At 67.6% G+C, this 24,907-nt stretch carries 29 protein-coding genes, 1 other RNA gene and 1 pseudogene; 25 read left to right on the plus strand and 6 right to left on the minus strand.

The window, feature by feature from the left end; translation table 11 throughout:
* Nucleotides 1-35 precede the first annotated feature (35 nt).
* From trmH to DR_RS11420, 12 genes are all read left to right on the plus strand, one after another.
* Nucleotides 36-728 (plus strand): tRNA (guanosine(18)-2'-O)-methyltransferase TrmH, encoded by a 693-nt coding sequence (trmH, locus tag DR_RS11365; protein ID WP_010888841.1) that lies wholly within the window; start codon nucleotides 36-38, stop codon nucleotides 726-728.
* 19 nt (nucleotides 729-747) lie between these two features.
* Nucleotides 748-1,500, plus strand: coding sequence for a hypothetical protein (locus DR_RS11370; RefSeq protein ID WP_162177683.1), 753 nt, complete (start codon nucleotides 748-750; stop codon nucleotides 1,498-1,500).
* A 19-nt stretch (nucleotides 1,501-1,519) separates the two neighbouring features.
* A complete protein-coding gene (locus DR_RS11375) occupies nucleotides 1,520-2,536 on the plus strand; it encodes an ATP-grasp domain-containing protein (protein ID WP_010888843.1) in 1,017 nt (338 codons plus the stop codon).
* Complete coding sequence (locus DR_RS11380; RefSeq protein ID WP_034350321.1) at nucleotides 2,533-3,639, plus strand: phosphoribosyltransferase domain-containing protein; 1,107 nt, start codon at nucleotides 2,533-2,535, stop codon at nucleotides 3,637-3,639. Before DR_RS11375 ends, DR_RS11380 begins: the two co-directional genes overlap by 4 nt.
* Complete coding sequence (locus DR_RS11385; protein ID WP_010888845.1) at nucleotides 3,636-4,418, plus strand: hypothetical protein; 783 nt, start codon at nucleotides 3,636-3,638, stop codon at nucleotides 4,416-4,418. Before DR_RS11380 ends, DR_RS11385 begins: the two co-directional genes overlap by 4 nt.
* A gap of 48 nt (nucleotides 4,419-4,466) precedes the next feature.
* Nucleotides 4,467-5,231, plus strand: a complete 765-nt coding sequence (locus tag DR_RS11390) for an AIM24 family protein (RefSeq protein WP_227085947.1) — start codon at nucleotides 4,467-4,469, stop codon at nucleotides 5,229-5,231.
* A gap of 113 nt (nucleotides 5,232-5,344) precedes the next feature.
* Nucleotides 5,345-6,163 carry a TerD family protein gene (locus DR_RS11395; protein WP_164927989.1) on the plus strand — a complete coding sequence of 273 codons (819 nt, stop codon included), beginning with the start codon at nucleotides 5,345-5,347 and terminating at the stop codon, nucleotides 6,161-6,163.
* A complete protein-coding gene (locus DR_RS11400; protein WP_164927990.1) occupies nucleotides 6,046-6,486 on the plus strand; it encodes a TerD family protein in 441 nt (146 codons plus the stop codon). Before DR_RS11395 ends, DR_RS11400 begins: the two co-directional genes overlap by 118 nt.
* A 7-nt stretch (nucleotides 6,487-6,493) precedes the next feature.
* Nucleotides 6,494-7,549, plus strand: coding sequence for a cysteine protease StiP domain-containing protein (locus tag DR_RS11405; protein WP_162177688.1), 1,056 nt, complete (start codon nucleotides 6,494-6,496; stop codon nucleotides 7,547-7,549).
* A complete protein-coding gene (locus DR_RS11410; protein ID WP_010888849.1) occupies nucleotides 7,546-8,478 on the plus strand; it encodes an HpcH/HpaI aldolase/citrate lyase family protein in 933 nt (310 codons plus the stop codon). The genes DR_RS11405 and DR_RS11410 overlap by 4 nt, the downstream gene beginning before the upstream one ends.
* 28 nt (nucleotides 8,479-8,506) lie before the next feature.
* A complete protein-coding gene (locus tag DR_RS11415) occupies nucleotides 8,507-8,959 on the plus strand; it encodes a tellurite resistance TerB family protein (protein ID WP_010888850.1) in 453 nt (150 codons plus the stop codon).
* Between the two features lie 115 nt (nucleotides 8,960-9,074).
* Complete coding sequence (locus DR_RS11420; RefSeq protein WP_010888851.1) at nucleotides 9,075-9,650, plus strand: TerD family protein; 576 nt, start codon at nucleotides 9,075-9,077, stop codon at nucleotides 9,648-9,650.
* 82 nt (nucleotides 9,651-9,732) lie between these two features.
* Here DR_RS11420 and DR_RS11425 read toward each other — a convergent pair whose 3' ends face one another.
* A complete protein-coding gene (locus tag DR_RS11425; RefSeq protein ID WP_063653036.1) occupies nucleotides 9,733-10,965 on the minus strand; it encodes a transposase in 1,233 nt (410 codons plus the stop codon).
* Nucleotides 10,966-11,050: 85 nt separating this feature from the next.
* Here DR_RS11425 and DR_RS11430 point away from each other — a divergent pair, with 85 nt between their 5' ends.
* The 7 genes from DR_RS11430 to DR_RS11460 all read left to right on the plus strand — a co-directional run bounded on the left by DR_RS11430 (nucleotide 11,051) and on the right by DR_RS11460 (nucleotide 17,331).
* The gene (locus tag DR_RS11430) at nucleotides 11,051-12,253 is read left to right on the plus strand and encodes a TerD family protein (RefSeq protein WP_010888852.1); all 1,203 of its coding nucleotides are present in this window, start codon (nucleotides 11,051-11,053) and stop codon (nucleotides 12,251-12,253) included.
* Between the two features lie 69 nt (nucleotides 12,254-12,322).
* Nucleotides 12,323-12,904 (plus strand): TerD family protein, encoded by a 582-nt coding sequence (locus DR_RS11435; protein WP_027480360.1) that lies wholly within the window; start codon nucleotides 12,323-12,325, stop codon nucleotides 12,902-12,904.
* 40 nt (nucleotides 12,905-12,944) lie between these two features.
* Nucleotides 12,945-13,520, plus strand: a complete 576-nt coding sequence (locus tag DR_RS11440) for a TerD family protein (RefSeq protein ID WP_010888854.1) — start codon at nucleotides 12,945-12,947, stop codon at nucleotides 13,518-13,520.
* A gap of 150 nt (nucleotides 13,521-13,670) precedes the next feature.
* Nucleotides 13,671-14,720, plus strand: coding sequence for a DUF475 domain-containing protein (locus DR_RS11445; protein ID WP_010888855.1), 1,050 nt, complete (start codon nucleotides 13,671-13,673; stop codon nucleotides 14,718-14,720).
* A 97-nt stretch (nucleotides 14,721-14,817) separates the two neighbouring features.
* A complete protein-coding gene (locus DR_RS11450; RefSeq protein ID WP_010888856.1) occupies nucleotides 14,818-16,050 on the plus strand; it encodes a 2,3-bisphosphoglycerate-independent phosphoglycerate mutase in 1,233 nt (410 codons plus the stop codon).
* A gap of 95 nt (nucleotides 16,051-16,145) precedes the next feature.
* Nucleotides 16,146-16,733, plus strand: coding sequence for a hypothetical protein (locus DR_RS11455; protein ID WP_034351155.1), 588 nt, complete (start codon nucleotides 16,146-16,148; stop codon nucleotides 16,731-16,733).
* Nucleotides 16,734-16,803: 70 nt separating this feature from the next.
* The gene (locus DR_RS11460) at nucleotides 16,804-17,331 is read left to right on the plus strand and encodes a hypothetical protein (RefSeq protein ID WP_010888858.1); all 528 of its coding nucleotides are present in this window, start codon (nucleotides 16,804-16,806) and stop codon (nucleotides 17,329-17,331) included.
* A 63-nt stretch (nucleotides 17,332-17,394) separates the two neighbouring features.
* Here DR_RS11460 and DR_RS16420 read toward each other — a convergent pair whose 3' ends face one another.
* On the minus strand, nucleotides 17,395-17,571 hold the full coding sequence (locus DR_RS16420; protein WP_051618923.1) for a hypothetical protein: 177 nt from the start codon (nucleotides 17,569-17,571) through the stop codon (nucleotides 17,395-17,397).
* Nucleotides 17,572-17,648: 77 nt separating this feature from the next.
* Between DR_RS16420 and DR_RS11465 the strand changes: the two genes are divergently transcribed.
* Together DR_RS11465 and DR_RS11470 are read left to right on the plus strand one after the other, a co-directional pair.
* The gene (locus DR_RS11465; RefSeq protein WP_010888860.1) at nucleotides 17,649-18,095 is read left to right on the plus strand and encodes a dUTP diphosphatase; all 447 of its coding nucleotides are present in this window, start codon (nucleotides 17,649-17,651) and stop codon (nucleotides 18,093-18,095) included.
* 60 nt (nucleotides 18,096-18,155) lie between these two features.
* A complete protein-coding gene (locus DR_RS11470) occupies nucleotides 18,156-18,986 on the plus strand; it encodes a VC0807 family protein (RefSeq protein WP_010888861.1) in 831 nt (276 codons plus the stop codon).
* A 174-nt stretch (nucleotides 18,987-19,160) separates the two neighbouring features.
* On the opposite strand, the gene DR_RS11475 is transcribed toward DR_RS11470, so the two are convergent.
* Nucleotides 19,161-19,895 carry a metallophosphoesterase family protein gene (locus tag DR_RS11475; protein ID WP_027480361.1) on the minus strand — a complete coding sequence of 245 codons (735 nt, stop codon included), beginning with the start codon at nucleotides 19,893-19,895 and terminating at the stop codon, nucleotides 19,161-19,163.
* Between the two features lie 102 nt (nucleotides 19,896-19,997).
* Between DR_RS11475 and DR_RS11480 the strand changes: the two genes are divergently transcribed.
* From DR_RS11480 to ffs, 3 genes are all read left to right on the plus strand, one after another.
* On the plus strand, nucleotides 19,998-20,951 hold the full coding sequence (locus DR_RS11480; protein WP_010888863.1) for a diacylglycerol/lipid kinase family protein: 954 nt from the start codon (nucleotides 19,998-20,000) through the stop codon (nucleotides 20,949-20,951).
* A gap of 170 nt (nucleotides 20,952-21,121) precedes the next feature.
* The gene (locus DR_RS11485; protein WP_034351165.1) at nucleotides 21,122-21,880 is read left to right on the plus strand and encodes a PHP-associated domain-containing protein; all 759 of its coding nucleotides are present in this window, start codon (nucleotides 21,122-21,124) and stop codon (nucleotides 21,878-21,880) included.
* A 98-nt stretch (nucleotides 21,881-21,978) separates the two neighbouring features.
* Nucleotides 21,979-22,077, plus strand: an RNA gene (ffs, locus tag DR_RS11490) — signal recognition particle sRNA small type.
* 163 nt (nucleotides 22,078-22,240) lie between these two features.
* Here the strand turns inward: ffs and DR_RS11495 are convergent.
* Nucleotides 22,241-22,438: a hypothetical protein gene (locus DR_RS11495; RefSeq protein WP_010888865.1), complete on the minus strand. Its 198-nt coding sequence runs from the start codon at nucleotides 22,436-22,438 to the stop codon at nucleotides 22,241-22,243.
* Between the two features lie 71 nt (nucleotides 22,439-22,509).
* Nucleotides 22,510-22,889 (minus strand): annotated as a pseudogene (locus tag DR_RS11500) (hypothetical protein).
* Nucleotides 22,890-22,929: 40 nt separating this feature from the next.
* Here DR_RS11500 and DR_RS11505 point away from each other — a divergent pair.
* Nucleotides 22,930-23,682, plus strand: coding sequence for a carbonic anhydrase (locus DR_RS11505; protein ID WP_034351160.1), 753 nt, complete (start codon nucleotides 22,930-22,932; stop codon nucleotides 23,680-23,682).
* Nucleotides 23,683-23,810: 128 nt separating this feature from the next.
* On the opposite strand, the gene DR_RS11510 is transcribed toward DR_RS11505, so the two are convergent.
* The gene (locus DR_RS11510) at nucleotides 23,811-24,896 is read right to left on the minus strand and encodes a M20/M25/M40 family metallo-hydrolase (RefSeq protein ID WP_027480363.1); all 1,086 of its coding nucleotides are present in this window, start codon (nucleotides 24,894-24,896) and stop codon (nucleotides 23,811-23,813) included.
* Between the last annotated feature and the right edge of the window lie 11 nt (nucleotides 24,897-24,907).

Genomic DNA, 24,907 nt, shown 5'->3' on the forward strand with positions numbered 1-24,907 from the left:
CCGCAGGCATGGGCAGCCGCTAAGCTGGGCCGGTTATGGCCCCGACCCCCGAACGCTACGCCAAGATTCGCCGCGTGCTGAGCAAGCGCCAGCCCACCCTGACGGTCCTGATGGACGAGGTGAACAAGCCCCACAACCTCAGCGCGATTATTCGCACCTGCGACGCGGTGGGGGTGCCGGAGGCGCACGCGGTGCCGCCCAAACACGGCACGCTGGCGTCGTTCGAGGGCCACACGTATGAGGCGACCAGCGGCAGCGCCCACAAGTGGGTCAAGGTCCACCCGCACGCCGACGCGGTGAGCGCCGTGCGCGAGTTGCAGGCCCAGGGCTTTCAGGTGCTCGCCACCCACCTCTCGCAGCGCAGCGTGGATTACCGCGAACCCGACTACACGAAGCCGACCTGCGTGCTACTCGGCGCCGAGAAATGGGGCGTGTCCGACGAAGCTGCCGAGGCCGCCGACGCCAACATCGTCATTCCGATGTTCGGGATGGTGCAGAGCCTCAACGTGTCGGTGGCCGCCGCGACCATCCTGTTTGAAGCGCAGCGGCAACGGCTGGCGGCGGGCATGTACGAGGAGCCGCAGCTTTCGCCCGAAGAGTTGCACCGCCTGAGCTTCGAGTGGGGGTATCCCGACCTCGCGCCCGGCTACCGCGAGCGCGGCGAGGCGTATCCGGCGCTGGGGGAAGAGGGCGAACTGCTGAGGGAGCCCGTGAGCCGCCCCGAATAGTAATGCGACAATGGAGGCGATGACAGACGCCCTCCGCGCCAGCGCCATTGAGAAGGGTCAGAAGCTGATCGGGCTCTACCGCCGGGGAGTGGGCGGCGAGCGAGCGAACGCCGGGCGGCTTCTGCACGCGCATCTGCGGGCGCACGACCTGACGCTGTTCGACCTCGACGGCAGCCTGCCGGTGACGCAAGACGTGGCCGCGCTGGAAGGGTGGCGGGAGTCGGCGGCCCTGCTGGCGAGCGTGCTGGGCGGCGCCCTGCCGCAAGACGCTCAGGACGAGGCCCTGACCCGGCTGGTGGATGCCGACGACCTCACAGACGCAGAAGTGGCACGGCTCCTGCCGCTCGTTGACCTGGAGACTTTGATCGACGTGCGGGCCGACGGCTGGGCTTACGCTGCTGGATCTGCCGACGGAGAAGCGGAGCAGGCGGACAGCTACCGGCAGGCGGGGCGGCGGGTGCAGCCTGCCGATATCCTGGCGTACCCCGGTTCGCTGGCCGAGCGGCTGCGGGAGGCGACGTTGCGGGCGCATTTCGTGCAGACGCATCCCGAACGGCTGATTCGGGCGGCGCCGGGCGTGCCGCAGCGCTTTTTGCTGGGGGTGCTGGCTTCCGTGACCGGGCGGCCTGCCGTGCCTGACCCCGAGGGTGCCCGTGCCCACCTGGACGCCGGGCAACTCGCACGCGTGCGGGCGCTGCTCGCCAACCACGCGGCGCAGGCGGAGGCCATAGCCCTGGACGCCGCCGAGGCGTTCGGGCGCACGCTGCGCTGAGGCGCGATACTGCGCGGCAATGTCCCACCCCCGGTTTCATCCCCGCGTGCTGTTTACCAAGAACTTCAGCGTCACGTCCGCGCAGATTCGTGCGCTGGAAGACTCGCCCTACGAGGTCTGGGCCAGCCACAGCGACCCGCATCACGGCATGCTGGCCGCCGCGCCGCACACGCTGACCGAGCCCCGGGGCCTGCTCGGGGACGACTACGTGGCGTGGCTGCTCGGCACCTGCGCGGAACACGGATTTGACCTCGTGCTGCCCGGCAAGGAGCGCGAGCGCCTGGCCGCGTACCGGGACACCTTCGCCGCGCAGGGCACACAGTTGGTCGTGCCGGCAGACGAGGCCACGCAGCGGCACCTGGAACGCAAGGACGAGTTTCTGCGTGGCTGGGACACCGATATCCTGCCGATTCCGCGCTGGACGACGTTTCAGAGCGTGGCAGAGTTCGACGCGGCCTGCGCGCAGCTGCGGCAAGACGGCGTGCGCCTGTGCATGAAGCCCGCACGCGGCATCTATGCCAGCGGCTTCCGGGTGCTGACCGAGCGGCCCGACCTGGCCCCGTTTCTGCGGGGCGAGCTGTACCAGTTGAGCGTGGCGGCCGCCCGTGAACTGCTGGCAGCGGGCGAATTGCCGGTCATGCTGCTGATGCACACCCTCGAAGGCGCCGAGCGCAGCATTGACTGCGTCGCCTGGGAAGGCCGCCTCATTCGGGCCGTGGTGCGCCGCAAGGGAGCGCACGGGCAGGTGATTGAGGACCGTCCTGATCTGGTGGAGGCCGCCGCCCGCATCGCGCAGCATTACGCCCTGAGCGGCATTTTCAACTTTCAGACGAAGGACCAGGCGGGCGCGGCGCACATGCTGGAGATCAATGCCCGCGCTTCCGGGGGCCTGCGCTACAGCATGGCGGCGGGCGTGAACTTTGCGCGCCTGCTGCTCGACGCGGCCACCGGGCGCCTGGACTGGGACGCCTTGCCGGCGGTGGAAACCGGCCTGACCGTCGCGGAGGAAAAGGGGGTCCGGGCGTGGCGGGCATGAAAGGCGGGGTCTCAGCCGCACAGGAGCTGACGGTATCCCTGCCGAGCGGCACCCTGACCTTGCAGGTGGAGCGCACCCTGTACCCCCCTGCCGAGCTGCTCGACTACGCGGTGCGGCGCAACCCGAAGCGGGGGTTTCTCTTCGTGAGCCGGGTGCTGGGCAAACACATTCCCATTGCGCCAGCGACCGCAGCGCGAACCTGGCGCGACCTGGCCGCGTCACTGCCGCCGCTGACCGCGCCGCATTTCATCGGGCTGGCGGAAACGGCCACGGCGCTGGGCGAGGGCGTTTACCGGGCGTGGCGCCAGCAGACCGGGCAAGCAGCGACCTTTCAGCACACCACACGGTATGTCACGGACCGCCCGGTGCTGCTGCGCTTCGATGAGCCGCATTCGCACGCGCCGGCGCACCTGCTCTACGACCCCGGCCCAGCGGCGCGGGCAGCGCGTGAGCTGGTGCTGGTCGACGACGAGGTGTCCACCGGCACGACGCTGGAAAACCTGGCGCTGGAGTGGCTGGCCCGGCACCCCCACGTCACGCGGGTGGTGCTGGTCAGCCTGACCGATTGGTGCCCGCGCCGCGAGGCGCTGTGCGCGGCCCTGGGGGTGCCGGTGGACTTCGTGAGCCTGCTGCGCGGACGTTTTGCCTTCACGCCCGCCCCGGACTGGTGCCCGCCGGCTCTCCCGGCAGTGACCGGCAGCGGCGCCGACAAAACCGCCCTGCTCCCGGCGCGGGCGGCCCGATTTGGGGACGACGTGCCGCTGACTTTCCCCGAATTGGGCCTGTCGCCCACCGACCGGGTGCTGGTGCTGGGGACCGGCGAGTTTCAGTTTCCGGCCTACGCGCTGGCGGCCTGGCTCGCCCCGCAGGTGGCCGAGTGCCGCTGGAACGCCACGACCCGCAGTCCCATCCTGCCCGGCCGCGCCATCCGGCATGCGCTGAGCTTCACGGACAACGTGGGCGACCAGATGCCGAATTACCTCTACAACGTCGATCCGGCGGAGTACACCCGCATCTTCGTGGCCTACGAGGGCGCCTGTGTGCCCGACCCGGCGCTGCTGCGGCAGCTCGGCCCGCACGCACAGGCGGTGAGGCTCCTGTGAGCCACGGAGAAGCGCCCCTCATCCTCGCCTTCGCCGATCTGGACGACACCCTGTTTCAGACCCTCCGCAAACTGCCGGGGCACGGTAGAGCGGCCCTGACGCCCGCCACGGTGAACACCCGTGGGGAAGCGCACTCGTACTGCACTCCGGCGCAGACGGCCTTGCTGGACCTGTTGACGGCGGGCGCGGTGACGGTCATTCCGGTCACGGGCCGCGACCCGGCGGCCATGCGGCGGGTGACGCTGCCGTTCCGGTCGTGGCGGGTGCTCGACCACGGCCTGACCATCCTGACCCCGGCGGGGGAGCTGGACAGCGAGTGGGCGGCGCAGGTGCAGGCCCACCTCACGCCGTTGCAGGGCACACTGACGGCCCTGACCGCCGACATGCGCGCGCACGCCGACGCCCTGGGCTGTCGCCTGACGGTGCACCGCGCCGGCGACCTGCCCTTCATGACCGTCATCAAGCACCCGGACGCCGACCCGGAGGCGCTGGCGGCGTTGCAGACCCGCTGGGAAGCCGCTGTGGACGACACGGACGGCACCCACCCGCTGCACGTCATCGCCAACGCCAACAACGTGTCGCTGCTGCCCCGCGCCCCGGGCAAGGCCCAGGCGGTGCGCTGGCTGCGTGAGCGGCACTTTCCAGGCGCGGTGCTCACGCTGGGGCTGGGCGACAGTGTCAGCGACCTGCCGTTTCTGCGCGAGTGCGACTTCGCCGTGACGCCCGCGCAGGGCCAGTTGCTGCGGGCGACGGCGGGCGTGCGGCTGCCACAACGCTGAAGGGGGGGCCGCCGACCCGGACATTCCGGGTCCCGTACACTCCAGGGTATGGAACACATGCAACTCGTGCAGGAGCAGCGCGGGCACGGCCTGACCCTGCGGATTCATGCGCTGACGCACGTGACGCGCTTTTCGCAGGGTGCCGACGGCCTGCGCGAAACGCGGGAAATGGATGGGCGCTTCACGGTGGAAGCGGAACTGTCGGGCGGCGGCGTGTTGCTGGAGCCTGGGGCCTTTCAGTACAGCGTCGGTCAGGTGCAGGCGAGCGTGGAGCAGCAGCAACAGGGCGGGTTCCTGCGCCGCGCCATCGCCACGGCGGGAACGGGCGAAAGCGCCTTTGCCACGCACTTGAGTGGTCACGGGCGGGTGTGGACCGAGCCTTCGCGCCGGCACTTCATCATCGCAGAGGCCACCGGCGAGAGCGGCGACGACATGATTCTGGACGACCGGGCGTTTTACCTCGCGCAGGACACCATGCAGCTCGGCACCCACACCCACACCGGTTTTTCCGGGGCGCTCTCGGGGGGCGGGATGCGGCAGCCCAAACTGTCGGGCGCGGGCCTGTTCGTGGTGGAGTCGCCGGTGCCTGTGTCGGAGGTGCAGGTCATCGAGCTCGATGGCCGCGACACAGTGACGGTGGACGGCGACCTGATGCTGATGTACAGCGCCTCCCTGCGCGTGGAACTGCGGCCCCTGGTGCGCGGCCTGCGCAACGCGGCCCGCAGCGGCGAGGGCCTGGTGTTCGTCCTGAGTGGCAAGGGGACGGTGTTCCTGACCCCCACCCACCAGGCCCTGTCGGGCGCGAGCGTCTGAGAGGCTTGCCGACAGGCTCCGTAACGCGCCCGCCTATCATGCCGCTCAGCACCCCGGACGCCCCCAGCTGCCGACTTGGATTGGCCGACTTGAACGTGGAGAAAGGAGCAGACATGGAACTGATTGCCGGACAGAAGACAAAACTGAGTGACCTGACGACCGGGCAAAACGGCGAGGAGCCTGTGCAGGTTCAGGTGGCCTTCGATTTGCCGGACACCGACATCAGCGTGTTTGGGCTGGACGACGAGCGGCAGTTGCGAGATGACCGCTACATGGTGTTTTTCAACCAGCCGAGCAGTCCGCAGGGCGAAGTGCAGGTGACCTTCGCGCCGGGCGCGGTGAACTTTACCCTGCGGCTGAGCGCCTTGCCGGCAGCGGTGACGCGGCTGATGTTCACGGCGACGCACGACACCCGGCCCCTACGCGACGCCGGACAACTCGCGCTGAGTCTCGGCCCCGCCCGGTTCGACGCGGTGGGCGCCCTGCAACAGGAAAAGGCCGTGATGCTCGCGGAGCTGTACCGCCACGGCAACGAGTGGCGCCTCAACACTGTCGGCCAGGGCTTCAACGGCGGCCTCGCGGCGCTGGTCACGTACTTTGGGGGAGAAGTGGCCGCCGACGAGGCCGAGACACCCCCTCCCAGCAACAGGACGGCGCCGGCCCCAGTCGCGCCGCCCGCCGACCCGGTTCCCCTGCCGGTCAGTGGCCCCGTCAAACTCACCAAAAACCAGACCGTGAATCTCAGCAAGGCGGGGGGACAGCTCACCCGCATCACTTCGGCCTGGGCTGGGAACCCGCCACGGCGGGCCGCAGCGTGGACCTGGACGCGGGCTGCCTGGTGTTCGACGACTCCAGGCGCGCGGTGGACAAGGTGTGGTTCATGCATCTCAGCGGGCAGGGCGGCGCGGTGCGGCACTCCGGCGACAACCTGACCGGTCACGGCAGCGGCGACGACGAGCAGATTGCCGTGGACCTGACCCGTCTGGACCCGGCGGTGCGCTGGCTGGTCCTGACCGTGAGCTCGTTTTCCGGGCAACGGTTTACCACCCTGAAACAGGCCTACTGCCGCGTGGTGGACGACGTGACGAAGCGCGAACTCGCCCGCTATGAACTCTTTGACGCGGGCAACGTGACCGGCGCGCTGCTGGCGAAACTGGAACGCACCCCCGACGGCTGGCAGTTCACGGCGCTGGGTGTGCCGGGCGGCGGCATGACCCTACGCGCCCTGGTCAAACCGGCGCAACAGGTGCTCTGACGTGGCGATGGCCCTGGCCCCGTTCCTGGCCCACACCCTGCCGCCGGACGACGTGACCGTGCAGCTGCGGCCCGCGCAGGCGCGACTGGTGAGCGTGGCCGAGAAAGAAGCCCTGATTCGCAGCGGCGTGTCCTACGGCGAGTTGCTGACGCCGGAAGCCCTGCCGACCGCCGCGCAGACCCGCGCCTACGCGGGCGCCCTGAGCCGCAACGGGGCGCGGGTGGGCGAGTTGCTGGCCGCCCTGACCGCCGCCGTGCTGCGCGAGTACGACCAGCCGGTGCTGGTGTCGCTCGCCCGCGCGGGCACGCCGGTGGGGTGCGCCATGCGCCGCCTCGCCCGGCGCTGGGCCGCCGACTTCGGCACGCCCGAGTTGCCGCACCACACCCTCAGCATCATCCGTGGTCAGGGCATCGACCGGGCCGCGCTCGGGCGGGTGCGGGCCGCCCACCCGCAGGCGCCGCTGGTGTTCGTGGACGGCTGGACCGGCAAGGGCAGCATCAATGAAACGCTGTCGAGCAGCCTGCCGGAGGATGTGCCGCCGCACCTGGCGGTGCTGAGCGACCCGGCAGGTGTGGCCCGGCACGCGGCGACGCACGACGACCTGCTGCTCCCCCACGCGGTCCTCAACGCCACCGTCTGCGGACTGCTCAGCCGGACCTTCGTGACGGCGCCGGGCACGCTACACGCCGCCCGCGTGGAGACGGAGTTGCGGGGCGAGGACCGAACCGGCGAGTACCTGAACGCCCTGGACGCTCTGAGCGCTGCGTACACGCCCGACTTCGTGCTGGACGCTGGCCCGCGTCCGCAGCAGCCGGTGCGGGCGGTGCTGGCGCGGGCGGCGGAGCTGGGCGTCACCGACCCGCACCTGGTCAAACCGAGCGTGGGGGAAGCGACGCGCGTGTTCCTGCGGCGGCAGCCCGCTCACCTGCTGCTGCGCGACGCCGCGCACCCCGACACCCTGCACCTGCGCGAGCTGGCGGCGGCGTCCGGTACGCCGGTCACGATGCACCCGGACCTGCCTTATCTGGCGGCGGCCATCATCGCGTCGGGGGGCCAGGAATGACTCCACTGCCTCCAGCACCTCTGAGTCCGTGGCAATTGGGCGCGAGCCTGTACGCGCCGGCCACGCGGCCTGACCTAGTGGCCCTGGGCAGCGGCAAGCACGCGAACCTGACCAGCCTCATCTACTGCACCGAGGACGCCGTGCGCGAGGCCGATGTGCCGCTGGCGCTGGACAACCTGCGCCGCGCCCTGCCCCAGTTGCCGCTGACGGGCGGCCCCCTGCGCTTTATTCGCGCCCGGAATCCGGAAGTGCTCGCGCACCTGCTGACGATGAACCTGAACGCTGTGACGGGGTTTGTCCTGCCGAAAATTCACGACGGCAACCTCGGCGAGTACCTGCGGCTGCTGGAGCGCAGCGGGCTGGACCACCTGAAAGTCATGCCGACCCTGGAGACGCGCGAGGCCCTCAGCGAGACGCGCATGACGCTGCTGCGCGACCTGATCTTCATGGAAGGCTGGCAGAGCCGCGTGCTGAGCCTGCGCATCGGCGGCAACGACCTGCTGAACGCGCTGGGCGTGCGCCGCGCACCGGGCCGCACCCTGTACGAGGGGCCACTGGAACGCACCGTGTCCATGCTGGTGGGCGTGTTCAAACCCTACGGCCTGAGCCTGTCGAGCCCGGTGTACGAGGTGTATTCCGACCCCGGCACCCTGGCCCGCGAGGTGCAGCAGGACCTGGAATATGGCCTGTGCGGCAAGACCATCATCCACCCGGCGCAGCTGCCGGTGGTGTTGGAGGGCTACCGCGTGCCAGAAACGGAACTGCTCGAAGCCCGCGCCATCCTCGCGCCCGACGCGCCAGCCGTCTTCACTATGCATGGCCGCATGTGCGAACCGGCCACCCACACCCGCTGGGCCCAGGACATCCTGACCCGTGCGGAACTTTACGGCGTGAGCCTCGTACCTGAAGCAGAAGCTCTGCATTTCTGACTTCAATTCACCCTCGGGAGGACTCGCAATGGGATTTTTCAACAAGCTCCGGCAACTGGCGGAGGACGGCACCAAAATGGCGCAGGACGGGTACGCCCGCTTCAACAACGCGGCCTTTGCAGACGCCACCATGGCCGCCTGCGCCCTGATCGGGGCGGCGGACGGCCAGATCGATTCGCAGGAACGCAGCCGCACCGCGCAGTTCATCACCAGCAGCGACAAGCTCAGAACTTTCGACGTGAGCAAGCTCCGCGAGAAGTACGAGCGCTACTGCGACGTGATCAGCCGCGACTTCGACTTCGGGAAAATCGAGCTGATGCAGGTCATCGGCAAGGTCAGGAAGCCCGAGGAAGCCCGCGCCGTCGTGCAACTCGCCGTGGTCATCGCCAATGCGGACGGCGACTTCGATGCCCGCGAGCAAGCGGTCATGCGCGAAGTGATTCACGCCCTGGGCCTTTCTCCGGCGGAGTTCGGCCTCTAAAGACACCCGCTTAAATACCCCCGCTGGGGGCCCTCGTTGGGAACCTCAGTGGGGACGACAGTCACATAGCTTCCTTTTATACTCAGCGCTGAATATCAATTCAGGAGGTTCAAAGATGGCAGTTTCTCTTTCCAAAGGCGGCAACGTTTCTCTTTCCAAGGAAGCCCCCGGGCTCACCGGCATCGTGGTCGGTCTCGGCTGGGACCCCCGCGCCACCGACGGGCAGGCGTTCGACCTTGACGGCAGCGTCTTTTTGCTCGATGCCGGCGGCAAGGTGCGCGGCGACAGCGATTTCATCTTTTACAACAACAAAACCAGCAGCGACGGCAGCGTCGAGCACACCGGCGACAACACCACCGGCGCGGGCGAAGGCGACGACGAGACCGTGAAGATCGACCTGAGCAAGGTGCCCGCCGACGTGGACAAGATCGCCGTGTGCGTGACCATTCACGAGGCCGAGACGCGCAACCAGAACTTCGGTCAGGTCAGCAAGGCGTACATCCGCGTGATGAACCAGACCGGCGGCGCCGAAATCGCCCGCTACGACCTGTCCGAAGACGCCAGCACCGACACCGCCATGATCTTCGGCGAGGTCTACCGTCACGGCAGCGACTGGAAGTTCAAGGCCGTCGGGCAGGGCTACGCCGGGGGCCTCGCGCCGCTCGCCCGCAACTACGGCGTCAACGTCTGACCACCGCCTCAGAGAAAAGATCTGGGGGCGCCTGCCCCCTGTTTTTTCAACGACTTTCACAGGTGCAATGGTTCGTGCAGTTTTAGGCGGCTTTGAGGCCGAAATTTAGCGGACTGGACGGCAGATGTTCTAATTCTTCAAAGCGGGCCGAGAGATCCAACTTGGACAAAATCACTTGGGCCAGCAGGGCGTTATACGCCCTGCGTTTCATGTCTTCGAGACTGAACACCAGATTCTGTCCGCCCTCTGCTGCTCGCAGGGCCTCAAGGCGACAGAGGTTCAGGGTCAGCAAGACCACGTTCCAATGCGCCTCAATGCCTGGCTGTGACCGCAATTGCACATCCTGGCCTCCCAGGAACTGCTTGGCATCCCGGAAGATCAGTTCAATCTCGAAACGGCTCCGGTACAGCGCAATGACCTCATGAGCGGGCATCGTCACAGCGGTGCTGAACAGCACCGCGTAACCCGTCACTTGACCCTTTTTACCGACCTGCTGGATGACGACTGCACGCACTTCTCGCGCCCACTGCACGCTCCAGACCACCTGAGTCCACACCCGCTCGGTCGACGTTTCAGAAACGAGGTCAAAGCGCTGCAAGTCGCTGAAATCCACCTTGCCGTCGAACTTTTTTGGCCGTCCGCGTCGTCTGGGATGCTCGCCGGTATAGAGATACTTGAGGTTGGCGTTGCGAGGAAATCTGGAGATGAATGGGAGACCGTGACCGGTCACGGTCTCCACCATGGATTCTTTCGCATAGTTCCCATCCGCAACCACAGCGGCCAGATCAAGCCGTGGAACAGTCTGGAGATCAAGCAACACGTCATCCAGCTGGTCAGCGGCCTGTTCCAGACGACTCGGGGCCTCAGACCCGGTCCGGGTCTGACGGACATCGACCGTAAATGCCTGTCGGTGCTGGACGTCAATCAGGGCACAGCAGGATTGCTCGATCCCACGTTCGGTCCGTGCGGCACAGCCATTCCAGAACGAGCCGAGGTGTGCGGTGTGCTGACCAGATTTGCGGTGAAAAGAGGCGTCGATGGCCAGAACGCACAGTGGGCTGATCAGCCCACTCTCAATCGCCGTGCTCACAGTCGCCCGGTGTACTGCGCCCCAGGGAATGGCCCCGGGGTCACTTCGGTGCAGCCAACGACGGATCGTACTCTCTGAGCAGGCCGCATATCGGGAGAGGTTCAGGACGTTCAGCCGTCCAGGAACAGCGAGAAATACGCTAAGCAGCACGGTCAGAAAATTCCGCTGCGTCTTGCGCAGCGGGACCGCGCTGAGAACGTACTGTAGGATAGCCATTAGACCCATTGGAAGCGGTGTGTTCACAGCCCCATTTTCGGTGGGTCTTTCTTTGTGACCTCAAAACTGCACGAACCATTGAGGTGAGCCACTGATGCAGACGTTTCAAACCGGCCAGAAAAGCCCCCTGAGCAGCCTCCTGCCCGGCCAGGGGTCGCCCACGCTGACGCTGAGTGCGCGGGTGACCGGCCCGGCCTCCGAGTACGACCTGATTCTGTTCGGCCTGGACGCGAGCGGGCGGCTGGGCGACGACCGCTACATGGTGTTTTACAACCAGCCGCGCAGCCCCGAGGGCGCCCTCAGCATGCAGGGCGGCGCCCGGGGCGAGAAGGTCTTTACGCTCGACCTGGCCCGCCTGCCCGCCACCGTGCGGCGCCTGAGCCTGGCAGCGACCGTGGACGACGGCTCCTTCGGGGCCATTGACCACGCCGAGGTCACGCTGAGCGCGGGCGGGACGCCGCTGCTGTCCTACCGCGTGACCGGACGCGACTTTCAGGCGCAGAAGGCCGTCATGTTGCTCGACGTGTACTTCAAGGACGTGTGGCGCGTCGGCGCCGTCGGGCAGGGCTTCAACGGTGGGCTGGCCGCGCTGGTGCAGCACTTCGGCGGCGAGGTGGCCGGTACGCCTGCGGGCCGTCCGCCTGCACCGGTTTCGCCTCCCCCGGCGCCGTCACCCGCTCCGACTCCAGCGGCACCGCCACCCGCCGCCCCGCCTGTCTCCCTGCAAAAGATCACGCTGGACAAACAGGGGGCGAGCACCAAGCTGTCGCTCAAAAAGGGCGGCGGGGCCGACCCCATCCGCGTGAACTTGAACTGGGAGCGGGGCGGGGGGCTGTTTCGCGCGGGTGCCGACCTCGACCTGGGGTGCATGTACGTCCTGAACGACGGCAGCCGGGGCGTGATTCAGGCGCTCGGGAACCGTTTCGGGTCCGAGCGGCTCGCCCCGCACATCGAACTCGACCACGACGACCGCACCGGCGCCGCGCGGAACGGCGAGAACCTCACCATCTACCGCCCCGACCTCATCCACACGGTCTTGATCTTCGCCTTCATCTACGAGGGCACCAGCGACTTTACCCGCGTCGGGGGCCGCCTGACCCTCAAAGACCCGCGCGGCAACGAGATCACGGTGCAGCTCAGCAACCCGGACATGCGCCGCACCTTCTGCGCCATTGCGACCATCGAGAACTACGGCGGCGAGATCAAGGTCACCAAAGAGGAGCGGTACTTCGCGGGCCACCAAGAGTGCGACGAGCATTACGGCTTCGGGTTCCGCTGGTCGGCGGGCAGCAAGTGACGCAAGCCGGCGTGCTTCGCTGAGCACACGCTCCTCACCAGACACCCTCAACAGACATAAGGAGTGCAGATGCCTATTTCGTTGCAAAAAGGTCAGCAGATTTCCCTCGCCAAGGAGGCCGGCCCCAGCCTCAGCACCGTGCAGATGGGCCTGGGCTGGGACGCCATCAAGAAAAAGGGCTTTTTCGGGTTCGGGGGCGGGCAGGCGGACGTGGACCTCGACGCCAACGCCCTGATGTTCGACGCCTCGGGTCAACTCGTGGACGTGGTGTGGTTCCGGCAGTTGCAGAGCAAGGACGGCAGCGTCCGCCACAGCGGCGACAACCGCACCGGGCAGGGCGACGGCGACGACGAAACCATCACGGTGGACCTGACCCGGCTGCCCGCCGCCGTCACGACCGTCATCTTCAGCGTGAACAACTACACTGGGCAGGACTTCGGGCAGGTGGAGAACGCCTACTGCCGCCTCGTCAACACCCAGGGCGGGCAGGAAATCGCGCGCTACAACCTCTCGGTGCAGGGCAACCACAGCGCCATGATTCTGGCAAGTCTCAAGCGCCAGGGCGGCGACTGGGCCATGACGGCCATCGGGGCGCCCAGCCGGGGCCGGACCTACATGGACAACCTGCCGGACATGCGTCCGCACCTCTGACCCCTCGCCCCTCTCCCTTCCCATAAAGGACGGTACACACATGGCACTTTCACTGCAAAAAGGCGGCAACATTTCTCTGAGCAAGCAGGACGCCAACCTGCAACGCATTCTGGTGGGGCTGGGCTGGGACCCGCGTTCCACCGACGGCCAGCAATTCGACCTGGACGCCAGCGCGTTCCTGCTGACCAGCGGCGGCAAGGTGCGCGGCGACCACGACTTCATTTTCTACAACCAGCTTCGTTCGGTGGACGGCAGCGTGGAGCACACCGGCGACAACCGCGACGGCCAGGGCGAGGGCGACGACGAGGTCATCAAGATCAACCTGACGCAGGTGCCGGCCGAGGTGGAGCGAATCGCCGTGAGCGTCACCATCGACCAGGCCGAGCAGCGCCGCCAGAACTTCGGTCAGGTGGGCGGCGCCTTTATCCGCATCGTCAACGAGGACAACGGCCAGGAACTTACTCGCTACGACCTCGGTGAAGACTTTTCCACGGAAACCGCTGTCATTTTCGGTGAAGTGTACCGGCACGGCGGCGAGTGGAAATTCCGCGCCGTCGGGCAGGGCTACACCGGGGGCCTGGGGCCGCTGGCGCGCAACTACGGCGTGAACGTCTGATCTTCCACTTCGCTGGGGGGAGCCTTTGAGCCCCCCTCCTTTTTTGCCACTCGATGGGGGCCGCGCCGTAATGGTGCGGGCTGGACCGCTGCCGAGCTTCACTGGGCCGAGCTTCATTGGGCGGCACCCACCCCTCAAGGAACTTTCTGAATGAAAACTTTCCGTGAATTCTTCGGTTTCGCCACGCTGGTCACCGTCATCTGCCTCGCGATTGCCGCGTGGGACGGCTACGCCCGGGGCGGGCACACGCTGGCGGCACTGGCGAACGCGCTGGTCATCGCCGTGCTGCTGGGCGTGCTGGAAATCTCCCTGAGCTTCGACAACGCGGTCGTGAACGCCAGCGTGCTGCGGACCATGTCCGAGAAGTGGCAAAAACGCTTCCTGTTGTGGGGCATTTTGATCGCGGTGTTCGGGATGCGCTTCATCTTCCCCATCGTGATCGTGGCGCTCACGTCCGGCCTGGGCATGGGCGAAGTCATCCGCGAGGCGTTCGGGAACCCCGACATCTACGCCGAGCACCTGGAAAAAGCGCATGTGGCGATTTCCGCGTTCGGCGGCGCCTTCCTGATGATGGTGTTCCTGAAATACTTCATGGACCCGGACAAGGAAGAGCACTGGCTGACGCCCCTGGAGCGTCCGCTGGGCCGCATCGGCAAGCTCGACACCGTGCAGGCCGTGATCGTGGGGGCGCTGCTGCTGATTCTGACGCACCTGTTCGTCGCGCCCGCCGAGCAGTTTCAGGCGCTCACGGCGGGCCTCGTCGGGCTGCTCGTGTACCTGGTCATGGACGCCATCGGGAACCTCTTCGAGACCGACAACCTCGCCACCAAGGCGGGCGCGGCGGGGCTGGCCTCGTTCCTGTATCTGGAGATTCTGGACGCCAGCTTCTCGCTCGACGGCGTGATCGGTGCGTTCGCCCTGACCAAGGACATCGTGCTGATCGCGGCGGGTCTGACCATCGGCGCGATTTTCGTGCGCTCCCTGACGGTCATGATGGTCAAGAAAGGCACGCTGGAGGCCTACCGGTTTCTGGAACACGGCGCGCACTACGGCATCGGGGCGCTGGCGGTCATCATGCTGCTGAGCATGAACCGTGACATTCACATCCCCGAGGTCGTGACCGGCCTGATCGGCGCGGGCTTCATCGTGCTGGCGGTGTGGGCGAGCCTCGTTGCCAACCGGCGTGAAAGTCTGAATTGACTGTTCTACGGACAGGCAGAAGGGGGCGACTTGCGGGTCGCCCTCTTTCCTTTGCCGACCTGACCGGGGGCAGACGGCGCGGCGTAGACTGGAGCCCATGAGTGACCTGCTCGATACCGTGCGTGGCCTGGCGAAAAAGACCGACAGCAAGATTCTGATGGTGGTGCTCGACGGCGTGGGCGGCCTGCCGCTGACCGTGAACGGCGACACCGAACTCGCCACCGCCCGGACCCCCAACCTCGACGCGCTCGCGCAGGAGTCGCAGCTCGGGCAGCTCGAACTCGTGGGCGCGGGCATCACCCCCGGCTCCGGCCCCGGCCACCTCAGCCTCTTCGGGTACGACCCCCTCAAGTACGTGGTGGGGCGCGGGGCGCTGTCCGCAGTGGGCATCGGCGTCAAGCTGAACCGCGGCGACGTGGCGGTGCGTGGCAACTTCGCCACCCTGGGTGCGGGCCGACTGATTCTAGACCGCCGCGCCGGGCGCCCAAGCGACGAGAAAAACGCGGAAATCGTGGCGAAACTGCGTGCGGCCATCCCCGAAATTGACGGCGTGGCAGTCGAGGTCTACACCGAGTCGGAGCACCGTTTCGTGGTCGTGTTCCGCGCGCCCGAGGGTCAGCCGCTCGGCGCCAACATCAGCGACGTGGACCCGCAGGTCACGGGCGTGGAACCCAAAACGGCCATCGCCAACGACCCGTCGAGCGAAGTGACCGCTGGCCTCATCAACACCTTCGTCGCCCGCGCCGAGGTGGCCCTCGCAGACGAGCCGCAGGTCAACGGCGTGCTGTTTCGCGGTTACAGCGACGTGCCGCACTTTCCGTCGTTCGAGGACGCTTACCAGCTCAAGGCCGCCTGCATCGCTTCTTACCCGATGTACAAGGGCCTCGCCAGCCTCGTCGGGATGGACGTGCTGCCGGTCGAAGGCCACGAGGACGCGCTCGAAGGCAAAGTGAAGGCCCTGCGCGAGAACTGGGCGAAGTACGATTTCTTCTACTTCCACATCAAGAAAACCGACTCGACGGGTGAAGACGGCGACTTTGCCGAGAAGGTCCACAAAATCGAGCTGTTCGACGAACTGCTGCCGCAACTGCTCGAACTGCAACCCGACGTGATTGCGGTGGTGGGCGACCACTCCACCCCCAGCAAGCTCAAGTCGCACTCCTGGCACCCGGTGCCGCTGCTCATTCGCAGCAACTATGGCCGCCGCGACCCCGCGCAGCGCTACACCGAGGAAGAAGCCGCCCGCGGCACCCTGGGCCTGCGCCACGGCCCCGACCTGATGCCGCTGCTGATGGCGAACGCGCTCAAGCTGAACAAGTACGGCGCCTGAACTCTCACCCCTGCCCGCCGGCCACCCCTGAAGGCGGCGGGCGGTTTTTTTTCATTTCTCAGCGCCGGGTCAGCTTGGGGGGGCAAGCTGGGGCCATGCGACAACTTCTGTTTTCCGCCGTGCTCGGGCTGGCGGCCCTGGCGATGCCCAGCGCCAGCGCCCAGACCCTGAGCGTGAATATTGACGCCAGCGTGCGTTTTCCTTCGGTGACTCAGACCGCCGCCAGCCTGCTGAACCTGCTCTCGCAGGGCGTGCAGGTCACGTTCCTGACGCTAACTTCGCAGCCTGCCGCCACGGTGAACAAGACCGGCGGGATTCAGGTCTACTCCTCCACCCCGAGCGCGACCAACCCGCGCGACGCGGCGCCGCTCACGCAGGTGCAGGTGAGCACGCCGATTCCCGGCACGAACCAGACGGTGAAAGAGATCTATCCCCTCGCGCAGCCGATTGCTGCCGGGCAACCCATCAGCGCCCAGAGCATCGTCGTCCGCGCCGCCGACGGGCAGACCCAGCCGCTCACCAGCGTGATGGGCCGCCAAGCCGCGTGGGCCAAAGCGAAGGGGCTGCAAAACAAACCGGGCCAGATGCCACCCGGTCAGCTCAAGCAACTGTGCAAGAAAGAGCCCCAGAACGCGCTCTGCACGGCGAAACCCGGACAGCCGGTTGGCAAGGGCAAGCACTGAGTTGTAACATCTGCCCTCCCCTTAGCCGGGCCTCACCCGCCGCGCTGCACGGCGCTTCAGACTAGTTCTTATGCTGGACAACATTCTCAACAGCGTCCGTCAGGGCGTGGAAAAGGTGCAGCGCCGGGGCGAGGAGGTCACGCAGGTGGCCCGCCTGCGGGTGGAAGTCTTTCAGCTCGGGCGCGAACTCGACAGCCATTTTGCCCGGCTGGGCCGCGCCTACCACGGCGGCGCCGACACCGACCTGCTGCAAGGCATCCGCGACGAGATTCGCCGGGTGGAGGCCGACATCGAAAGCCGCGAGCGCCTGATTGCCGAACTCGGTGACGCGGGCGACGACGCCCCGGCAGACGAGGGCACCGACCTCTCCCCCACCCCCGCCGACAGCGCCCGCCACCGCCTGAGCCTCGACCTCAGCTCCGGGGCAGGCGAAGGGGAGCCCCCGGTCACGCTGTCCAAGCAGCCCCGTGGCGAGCCGGTACGCCCCACTGACGAGCAGGACGTACCGTCGTCCACCGCCTCGCAGCCCGCCGCCAGCAACCGCCCGGCGTTCGTGGACGGGCAGCCGAAGGAGCAGGGGGACCAGACGGAACGCTGAGCTGGTATTCACAGAAGCAGCGGGAGCTGATGCCTCCGCTGCTTTTGTTGTACTGGATAAAAGTCAGCCGTCCTCGTCTTCCGGCTCATCGTCGGGGTGAGCCGGGGTCAAGCGGGCAAGGCGCTCGCTGCGGGTGGGGCGGTCACGCTCCTGCTGGGCGGGGCCGGTGTCGAGGCCGCTGATAAGGATTTCGCCTTCCTGCGGCGTGTCCTGGGGGGCCGGGTCGTGGGGGTCAGTCATGCCTGAGCCTAGAGCATTTGCCGTCAAGGTGGTGTTTTCCGTAAGCCCCACCCAGCGCCCGGCGGCATAGTGGGCGCATGTCCGACCTGCCCTGCCCGCCGACCAATGCCGAGCGCCTGCACGAGTTTCACCGCGCCATCGGGGCCGCGACGCCTGAGCGCCCCACGCCGCCTCCGCCCGAGCTGCTGCGGCTACGTCAGACCCTACTCGATGAGGAAAGCGCCGAGGTACGCGCTGAAATTGACCACCTGCTCGCCCGGCAAGCCGCGGGCGAGGCGCTGAGTGCGGGCGACCTCGCGCCACTGGCCCATGAGCTGGCGGACCTGCTCTACGTGACCTACGGCGCCCTCGACCAACTGGGCATTGACGCCGACGCCGTGTTTGCCGAGGTGCACCGCGCCAATCTGAGCAAGGCGAGCGGTCCCCGGCGGGCCGACGGCAAGCAGCTCAAGCCCGAAGGCTGGCGCCCCGCCGACGTGCGCGGCGTGATTGAGCGCTTGCAGCACGCTCCGGCAGACGACTGAGCCCCCTATCCCCCCCACGAGGCAGACTTCCTCACCCTGGCCCCCGCTATCCTGCCCGGCATGAGCGCCGCCCCCGAGTCCCCCCTTCCGCCCGAGTCCCAGGCTTCACCGGCAGCGCCGGCTGCGAAAACACGCCGCGTCCCCAAGACCGTGTGGGACCTGGTGTTTACTCTCTTGATTCCCATCCTGATTCTGAGTCCCAACCTGCTCGGCGAGGGCATCGGCCTGTCCAGTCTGCTGGGCGGCGGCACGGCGGGCAACGTGCGGGCCTACCTGCTCGCCGCGCTGGTGCCGGTTGTATACGTCATGTGGGACATCGTGGTGAACCGCAATGTCAGCCCGGTGGCGCTGATCGGCGGGGCGGGGGCCATCTTTTCCGGGGCGCTCGCCTTCTGGTACGTGGACGGCTTCTGGTACGCCATCAAGGACAGCGCCCGCTCGTACCTGATGGGCGTGGCGTTCCTGATCAGCGCGGCGACCTCAGTGCCGCTGCTGCGGGTCTTTCTCGACGCGGCCAGCATCGGCGAGGCGCCGCAGGACCGCGCGCTGACCAACCGGGCGCTGCGTGACCCCGCCGTACACCGAGGCATGGTGGCGGGCACGGTGATTTTCGCGTTCGTCGACCTGCTCGGCGGCGTGGCGAACAGCGTGGTCAACTACCAGCGCGTGACCGCCAAGTTCGGCAGCGACGCCTTCAACGCGCAGGTGGCCGAGGTCAACGCCATCATGCGGCTGCCGAGTACGCTGATCAGCATCGTGGGGCTGATGGCGGCGCTGTATTTCGTGCAAAAAGCCGTCCGGGCACGCTACGGGGCGGGTGCGAGCGTCTTCGAGACGGCGGCCCTCGCCGAGCGGGTGCGGCAGGAAGACCGGGGGGCGGCGGGGGCCTGAGGGCACCTGACAAAAAGAGGTTTCGTTAGAGCTGGTCTGGACGCCCCCTCACCCCTTGCTTCGCAAGGCCCTCTCTGCTTCGCAGCTCTCCGAGTCCGTTCGGAAAAAGAGTTTGGATCATCAAACTATTTTTCAAAGTGGTATCAGACGCACGAAGGCACAGCGCCGCCCGGCTCATTCCCCGAGCCGTGCCCGGCGCTTCTGGTAGGCCCCGGTCAGCAGTTCGGTCACGTACTCGCGGACAAAGGGCATGTCGCTCGCCTCGGCGGCGGCAATTTCCTCGTCGCGGTTGTAGGTCAGGCGCACGAACGAGGCGCTGTAGCCGGGGCCGGCGTCGTCAAAATCCAAGATGAGGTAGCTCGGCAGCGTGGAGTCGAGCGGGTTGCCCACGCTGCCGCAGTTGATCAGGGGCCGCCCCTCCACGTCGAGCAGCAGCGCCTCGTGGGTGTCGGCGTACACCAGCGCGTCGGCGTGTTCGTGCAGCCCGAGCGCCGGATTGGGCAAAAAAGCATCGAGCTGGTCGGGCAGGCTGCTGTGCGGGTAGAGCCGGTGAAACAGCCCCCGCGAGCTGGCGTGCACGAAGCGCCAGCAACTGCCGCCGAACTCTTCCTCGATGCCGTAGGGCAGCTCGCCGAGGTAGCGGAGCTGCTCGGGGGTGAGCCGGGCACGCGGCCACAAATCCTGCGGACGGTGGCTCGCCCCGGCGACGCGGGCGTCCCAGTTGCCCTGCACCACGCTGGTCGCGTGTTCGCGGGTCCAGTCGAGCACCTCACGCGGGCGCGGGCCCTTGCCCACGAGGTCGCCCAGCACCCAGATCTCGCTGATTCCCCGCCGCTGCACGTCGGCGTGCACCGCGAGGGTGGCCGCCAGATTGGCGTGCAGGTCGGCAAGAACGGCGATGCGGGTCATGGGCGTCAGCATAGCCCAGCGCCGGGCGGCGGCCTCCGTCCCTTCACTTCACCTTCAGGGCCTGCTCAAGACGGCTAAACCTGCGGCGCATTACAGTCGGGCATGACTGACCCGTCTTCCCCTCCCCAACCTGCGGTGAGCCCGGCGGCGGCCCAACCGGACGCCACCCTGATTTTCAACAGGAAGGCCGGCGGCAGCGAGGGCTATGCCCCCGAGCAGTTCACCGAGAAGTTGCAGCAGGTCGGCTACCGCCCCGTTTACCGTCCCACCGACAGCCGCGAGGACTTGCAGCGGGCCATTGAAGCCGCCCAGGGCACGGTGTTTGTGGCGGGCGGCGACGGCACGGTGCGCTCGGCGGCGCTGCTGCTCGCGGGTCGCCGCGGGCTGACCCTGGGCATCGTGCCGATGGGCACCGCCAACAACATCGGGCGGACGCTGGGCATTGAGGGCGAGCCGCTCGACGTGCTCGAAGGTTACCGGGGCGCCCAGGTGCGGCCCTTCGACCTCGGGCGGGTGAAGGCCCCCTGGGGCGAAGACCTGTTTCTGGAAGCCTGCGGCTGTGGCGCTTTCGCCGACATCATCACCGAGTACGACCCCGAGGGCGGCAAGAGCCCATTGAGGGCGCTGCAAGCCCTCACGACGACGCTCGGCAACTTTGAGCCGCCGCTGCTGCCCATTACGCTCGACGGGCAGCCGGTGCCTCCCACGCCCTACGCGCTGCTCGAAGTGCTCAACACCCGCGCCACCGGCCCCCGCTTGCAGCTCGCCACCCACGCCGATCCCGGCGACGGGCAGCTCGACGTGATCGGTGTGGACGCCGAGGAACGGCAGAACATGCTCGCGTACCTCGGCGCCCTGCTGCGCGACGAGTTCGCCGAGCTGCCCAGCGTGCAGTCGCAACTCGCCCGCGAGGTCGAAATTCCCTACACCGGGCAGGCCTTTCACGTGGACGGCGAGGTGCGCCCGCCGCTGCCGGGGCAAGGCGGCAAGGTCCACATCTCGGTCTGGCCCGGCGCCCTGCGAGTCCTGACCCCCACCGCCGGAGCGCCCGCATGAGCTTCGAGCCGAGGGACCCCACCACGCCGCCCACGCCTGGCCAGCCCCCCGCCGAGTCGAGCCGCGAGTCGCCCGCCGGAACGCCACTGCCGCCGCCCAACCCGGCGCACAAGCGGCAAACTCCGCTGCCGGTCAGCGTGGTGCATCAGGTGCAGGACGCCGTGGGCAAGCTGCTCGGGCGGCCTCCGCACACCATCCGGGGGCTGCAAAACAACATCGTCTGGCGCGAAGGGGTGCAGGTGATGCGGATGGACCTGCACTGCCACACCGAGGTCAGCCACGACTGCCGCACGGCACTGCGCGACATCCCCGGCTGGCTGCTGCGCACGAACACCCGCGTGATGGCGGTGACCGACCATGACCAGTTTCGCGGCGGCCCCGAGTTGCAACAGCTCGTGCGCGACCTCGGCCTCGACGACCGCCTGAGCATCATCTGCGGCGAGGAAATCACGACCAGCGAGGGCGAGCTGATCGGGCTGTTTTTACAAGACCGCATCCCGCCCAAGCTGACGCCCGAAGAAACGGTGCGCGAAATCAAGGCGCAGGGTGGGCTGGTGCTGCTGCAACACGGCTTCGACCCGCTCAAGCGCTACCGCCTGCGCCCCGAGGCCACCGAGCGCATCAAGGACGACATCGACATCGTGGAAACCTTCAATTCGCGTCTCTCGCGTCACCACTGGAACCGCGAGGCCGCCCGCTGGGGCGAGGTGCACGGCCACCTGCCGCAAAGCGCGGGCAGCGACGCCCACACCCTGCGCGACATCGGGGAAGCGTGGGTGGAAACGCCCTTTCGCCTGATTCACACCCCCGACGACCTGCTCGCCGCGCTGCGTATAGGCCAGGTGGCGGGCCACTGGACCCACCCGGTCTACGCCTACGGACGCAAGCAGTGGCGCACCTTTAACGGGCAGTTCCGGCGCGAGGAGTAAAAGGCTGCTTTCTCAGCCCTCAGTTGAACGACGCCAGACGTAGGGCAGTACCCCCTTCTCTGCACAGCGCCCGCAACTGTGCTACCATCCTTCCCGCATTGCTGGTGCAGCGCAGCGCGGACGCCCGAACCTGGTCAGAGCCGGAAGGCAGCAGCCATAAGGGATGCTTTGCGGGTGCCGTTGCCTTCCGGCAATGCTTTTTTCGTCTCTCCTCGGGGTCGCTTACGGGCGGCCCTGTTTTGTTGTGCTTAGAGCAATTGACAGAAAAAGACACCCTCACCCCTCGCTTCGCGAGGCCCTCTCCCATCAAGGTAGAGGGTCAAAATCAGAACGCATCATTTTGTCAAATGCTCTGAAGCTTCAGCGCGTCGGTGGAACTGGCGCGGCCTGCACTTCTGACTGACCGCGTCCGCACGTTTCCCGCTCGGCGCACAGGTCAGGGCTCATGCGTTCTTCAGCCCCGGTCCACACCAGAAAATCGCTCGGCAGACGCAGGTAAGCGGGCAAGTGGTCGTCCAGCAGCAGTTGCAGGGCTTCGGAGCGCGTGGGAGCGGTCATGCCCCTCAGAGTGCGGTGAAGAAGTCAGCCGGGCATAGGCTGAGCGTCAGCCACAGGTCAAGCTGAATGGTTCAGCGCGTTTTGGGGTGCAGGACGAGCGCCTGGGTTTCTTTCACCACGGCGATATCTTTGAGGCGCTCGCTGTCGAGGTCGCCGGCCCGCGCCAGAGCGTCGGCGCGGCGGCGGTCGATGGTGGCGACTTCGAGCGCAGCGCGTCGCCGAAGGCCTCGCGGAAACGCTCGACCGGGTACTCCAGCCGCCGCGAAACTTTCAGAGTCGCCCGGTACAGGTCGGTTTCGGCGCGTTCGCCGCCTTGCAGCGCGGCCTTGATGCGCGCGGCGAGGTCTTCTTTCTCGGTTTCCAGCCCCAGGATGGTGTCGCGCAGCATGGCGTAACGTTCGAGCAGGTCCGTGAGGGTCACGTCCTCTTCAGGGGTCGGCGCGTCGGTCATGGGGCGCAGGCTAGCGCGTGCGTGGGGCTACGATACAGGCATGACCGCGCCAGACAATTCAGAGACGTTACAGGCCCAACTCCTCGAACTGACCCCCGAGGAACTCCAGCGCCGACTGCTCCAGGCCGTGCGCCGGGGGGCGAGCATGGAAGAAATCGCCAAGCTCAAGGATTCGGACGTGGCAACCCCCGAGGCGGCCATTCAGACGCTGATGGAAGGCAACGCCCGCTTTTTCGGTGGGCAGGCGCGACGCCCGGACATCGGGGCGAACGAGCGCCGCGCCCAGATCATCGGGCAAACGCCCTACGCGGCGATCCTCGCGTGCAGCGACAGTCGGGTGCCGGTAGAACTGGTGTTCGACCAGGGGCTGGGGCAACTGTTCGTGGTGCGGGTGGCGGGCAACGTGGTGGGCGAAAGCGGCCTGGGCACGCTCGAATACGCCATCCGGCACCTCGACGTGCACCTCGTGATGGTGATGGGCCACGAGGGCTGCGGCGCGGTGGCGGCGGCGCTGATGCCGGACGACAAAATCGCCGAGGAGCCGCCGCACCTTCAGTCCCTGATTGGCCGCATTCGCCCCAGCGTGGAAAATCTGCCCGCCATCCGCGACAAGAAGGCCCGGATGCGCGAGGCCGTCATCAACAATGTGCGCCGCCAAGTCGCCCTGCTGCGCCGTCAGGCGGTGATTCAGGAAGCCGAGGCGTCCGGCCAGATTCGGGTCATCGGCGGCTACTACGAAATCGGCTCGGGCGCGGTGGACTTTCTGGTGGACGAGGACGACCTCGCACTCTAAGGTTTAGAGCAGTTGACATAATAAAGACCCCTCACCCCTGCCTTTGGCAGGCCCTCTGCTTCGCAGCTTTACAAGTCTCCCCTTGGTAGAGGGTCAAACAGCGCGAGGCCATTCTTTCGTCAAATGCTCTAGGCCAGCGGCGCCGCCTGATACAGCGCGACCAGTCGCTTGAGGGCAGTCAGCCCCGGCGCGAGGCTGCGTTTTTCCACCCACTCGTCCTCGCGGTGGGCGTTGCCGCCCCGGTAGACGCCGAAGGCCAGGGCAGGCAGCACGTGGGGCGCGGCGGCGTTGGCGTCGGTGCTGCTCGCGGCAAGACGCAGGTCCACTCGCACTTCGCGGGCGGCGGCGTGCGCCATGCCGAGCAGCGCCCCGGTGTGCAGGTCGCCGCCGGGCCGGTCGCCCACCCGTTCGAGCCGCAGCGACACGCCCGCGTCACGGGCCGCGCGGTGCAGCACGTCCTGCGCCCGGCTGTCGAGCGCGGCGAGTTCGTCCGCCCCCAGCGAGCGCAGGTCGAGCAGCAGTTCGGCCTGTCCCGCGATGGAGTTGACACTGTTGCCGCCCGCCGCCGTGCCCACGTTGAGGGTCGTGCGCGGCTGCGCGGGCAGGTGCAGCGCGTAGAGCCCGCTGATGGCCAGTCCCAGCGCGTGCAGGGCACTCGGCGCCTGATCGCCCCACGAGTGCCCGCCCGGCCCCACGAACTGCGCCCGGTAGCGCCGCACGCCGACGGCTTGCGTCACCGCGACGCCCAGGTAACCGTCCACCGCGACGAAGGCGCCGAGCTGCGGGCGGTGCGCGGCGAGCAGGTGCTTGGCCCCGCGCAGGTCACCCAGGCCCTCCTCGCCCACGTTGGCGGCCACCCACAGCGGGCGGCGCAGCAGAGGCGGCGCAGTGCGGAAATCGCGCAGCATCGCCGTCACCACCGCCAGGCTCGCGCTGTTGTCGCCCACGCCGGGGCCGCGCAGCCGCTGGCCCTCGTCGTGCACCGTCACGTCGGTCTGGCCGCCGAATACGGTGTCGAGGTGCGCGGCGAGCAAGAGCGCCGGGCGGCCCTCGGTGCCGGGCGGCGTGATGCGGGTCAGCACGTTGCCTACCTCGTCGCGCTCGGTGACGTAGCCGAGGTCGGACCACAGGCGGGCAATCAGTTCGGCCCGCGCCTCCTCCTGAAAGGTGGGCGCGGGCGTCTGCGCAATGCGCGTGAGGTACGTCAGGGGCATGAGCGGCCTAT

The sequence above is a fragment of the Deinococcus radiodurans R1 = ATCC 13939 = DSM 20539 genome (genome assembly GCF_000008565.1).
GTDB classification, from domain to species: Bacteria; Deinococcota; Deinococci; order Deinococcales; family Deinococcaceae; genus Deinococcus; species Deinococcus radiodurans.

Bases quoted from the DNA above. Each gene is read 5' to 3' on its own strand.
- DR_RS11390 (WP_227085947.1), top strand. From the start codon at position 4,467: ATGGAACACATGCAACTCGTGCAGGAGCAGCGCGGGCACGGCCTGACC.
- DR_RS11410 (WP_010888849.1), top strand. From the start codon at position 7,546: ATGACTCCACTGCCTCCAGCACCTCTGAGTCCGTGGCAATTGGGCGCG.
- DR_RS11405 (WP_162177688.1), top strand. From the start codon at position 6,494: ATGGCCCTGGCCCCGTTCCTGGCCCACACCCTGCCGCCGGACGACGTG.
- trmH (WP_010888841.1), top strand. From the start codon at position 36: ATGGCCCCGACCCCCGAACGCTACGCCAAGATTCGCCGCGTGCTGAGC.
- DR_RS11445 (WP_010888855.1), top strand. From the start codon at position 13,671: ATGAAAACTTTCCGTGAATTCTTCGGTTTCGCCACGCTGGTCACCGTC.
- DR_RS11380 (WP_034350321.1), top strand. From the start codon at position 2,533: ATGAAAGGCGGGGTCTCAGCCGCACAGGAGCTGACGGTATCCCTGCCG.
- DR_RS11430 (WP_010888852.1), top strand. From the start codon at position 11,051: ATGCAGACGTTTCAAACCGGCCAGAAAAGCCCCCTGAGCAGCCTCCTG.
- DR_RS11455 (WP_034351155.1), top strand. From the start codon at position 16,146: ATGCGACAACTTCTGTTTTCCGCCGTGCTCGGGCTGGCGGCCCTGGCG.
- DR_RS11370 (WP_162177683.1), top strand. From the start codon at position 748: ATGACAGACGCCCTCCGCGCCAGCGCCATTGAGAAGGGTCAGAAGCTG.
- DR_RS11395 (WP_164927989.1), top strand. From the start codon at position 5,345: ATGGAACTGATTGCCGGACAGAAGACAAAACTGAGTGACCTGACGACC.
- DR_RS16420 (WP_051618923.1), bottom strand. From the start codon at position 17,571: ATGACTGACCCCCACGACCCGGCCCCCCAGGACACGCCGCAGGAAGGC.
- DR_RS11510 (WP_027480363.1), bottom strand. From the start codon at position 24,896: ATGCCCCTGACGTACCTCACGCGCATTGCGCAGACGCCCGCGCCCACC.
- DR_RS11440 (WP_010888854.1), top strand. From the start codon at position 12,945: ATGGCACTTTCACTGCAAAAAGGCGGCAACATTTCTCTGAGCAAGCAG.
- DR_RS11420 (WP_010888851.1), top strand. From the start codon at position 9,075: ATGGCAGTTTCTCTTTCCAAAGGCGGCAACGTTTCTCTTTCCAAGGAA.
- DR_RS11470 (WP_010888861.1), top strand. From the start codon at position 18,156: ATGAGCGCCGCCCCCGAGTCCCCCCTTCCGCCCGAGTCCCAGGCTTCA.
- DR_RS11505 (WP_034351160.1), top strand. From the start codon at position 22,930: ATGACCGCGCCAGACAATTCAGAGACGTTACAGGCCCAACTCCTCGAA.
- DR_RS11475 (WP_027480361.1), bottom strand. From the start codon at position 19,895: ATGACCCGCATCGCCGTTCTTGCCGACCTGCACGCCAATCTGGCGGCC.
- DR_RS11415 (WP_010888850.1), top strand. From the start codon at position 8,507: ATGGGATTTTTCAACAAGCTCCGGCAACTGGCGGAGGACGGCACCAAA.
- DR_RS11425 (WP_063653036.1), bottom strand. From the start codon at position 10,965: ATGGGTCTAATGGCTATCCTACAGTACGTTCTCAGCGCGGTCCCGCTG.
- DR_RS11450 (WP_010888856.1), top strand. From the start codon at position 14,818: ATGAGTGACCTGCTCGATACCGTGCGTGGCCTGGCGAAAAAGACCGAC.
- DR_RS11460 (WP_010888858.1), top strand. From the start codon at position 16,804: ATGCTGGACAACATTCTCAACAGCGTCCGTCAGGGCGTGGAAAAGGTG.
- DR_RS11480 (WP_010888863.1), top strand. From the start codon at position 19,998: ATGACTGACCCGTCTTCCCCTCCCCAACCTGCGGTGAGCCCGGCGGCG.
- DR_RS11465 (WP_010888860.1), top strand. From the start codon at position 17,649: ATGTCCGACCTGCCCTGCCCGCCGACCAATGCCGAGCGCCTGCACGAG.
- DR_RS11435 (WP_027480360.1), top strand. From the start codon at position 12,323: ATGCCTATTTCGTTGCAAAAAGGTCAGCAGATTTCCCTCGCCAAGGAG.
- DR_RS11495 (WP_010888865.1), bottom strand. From the start codon at position 22,438: ATGACCGCTCCCACGCGCTCCGAAGCCCTGCAACTGCTGCTGGACGAC.
- DR_RS11375 (WP_010888843.1), top strand. From the start codon at position 1,520: ATGTCCCACCCCCGGTTTCATCCCCGCGTGCTGTTTACCAAGAACTTC.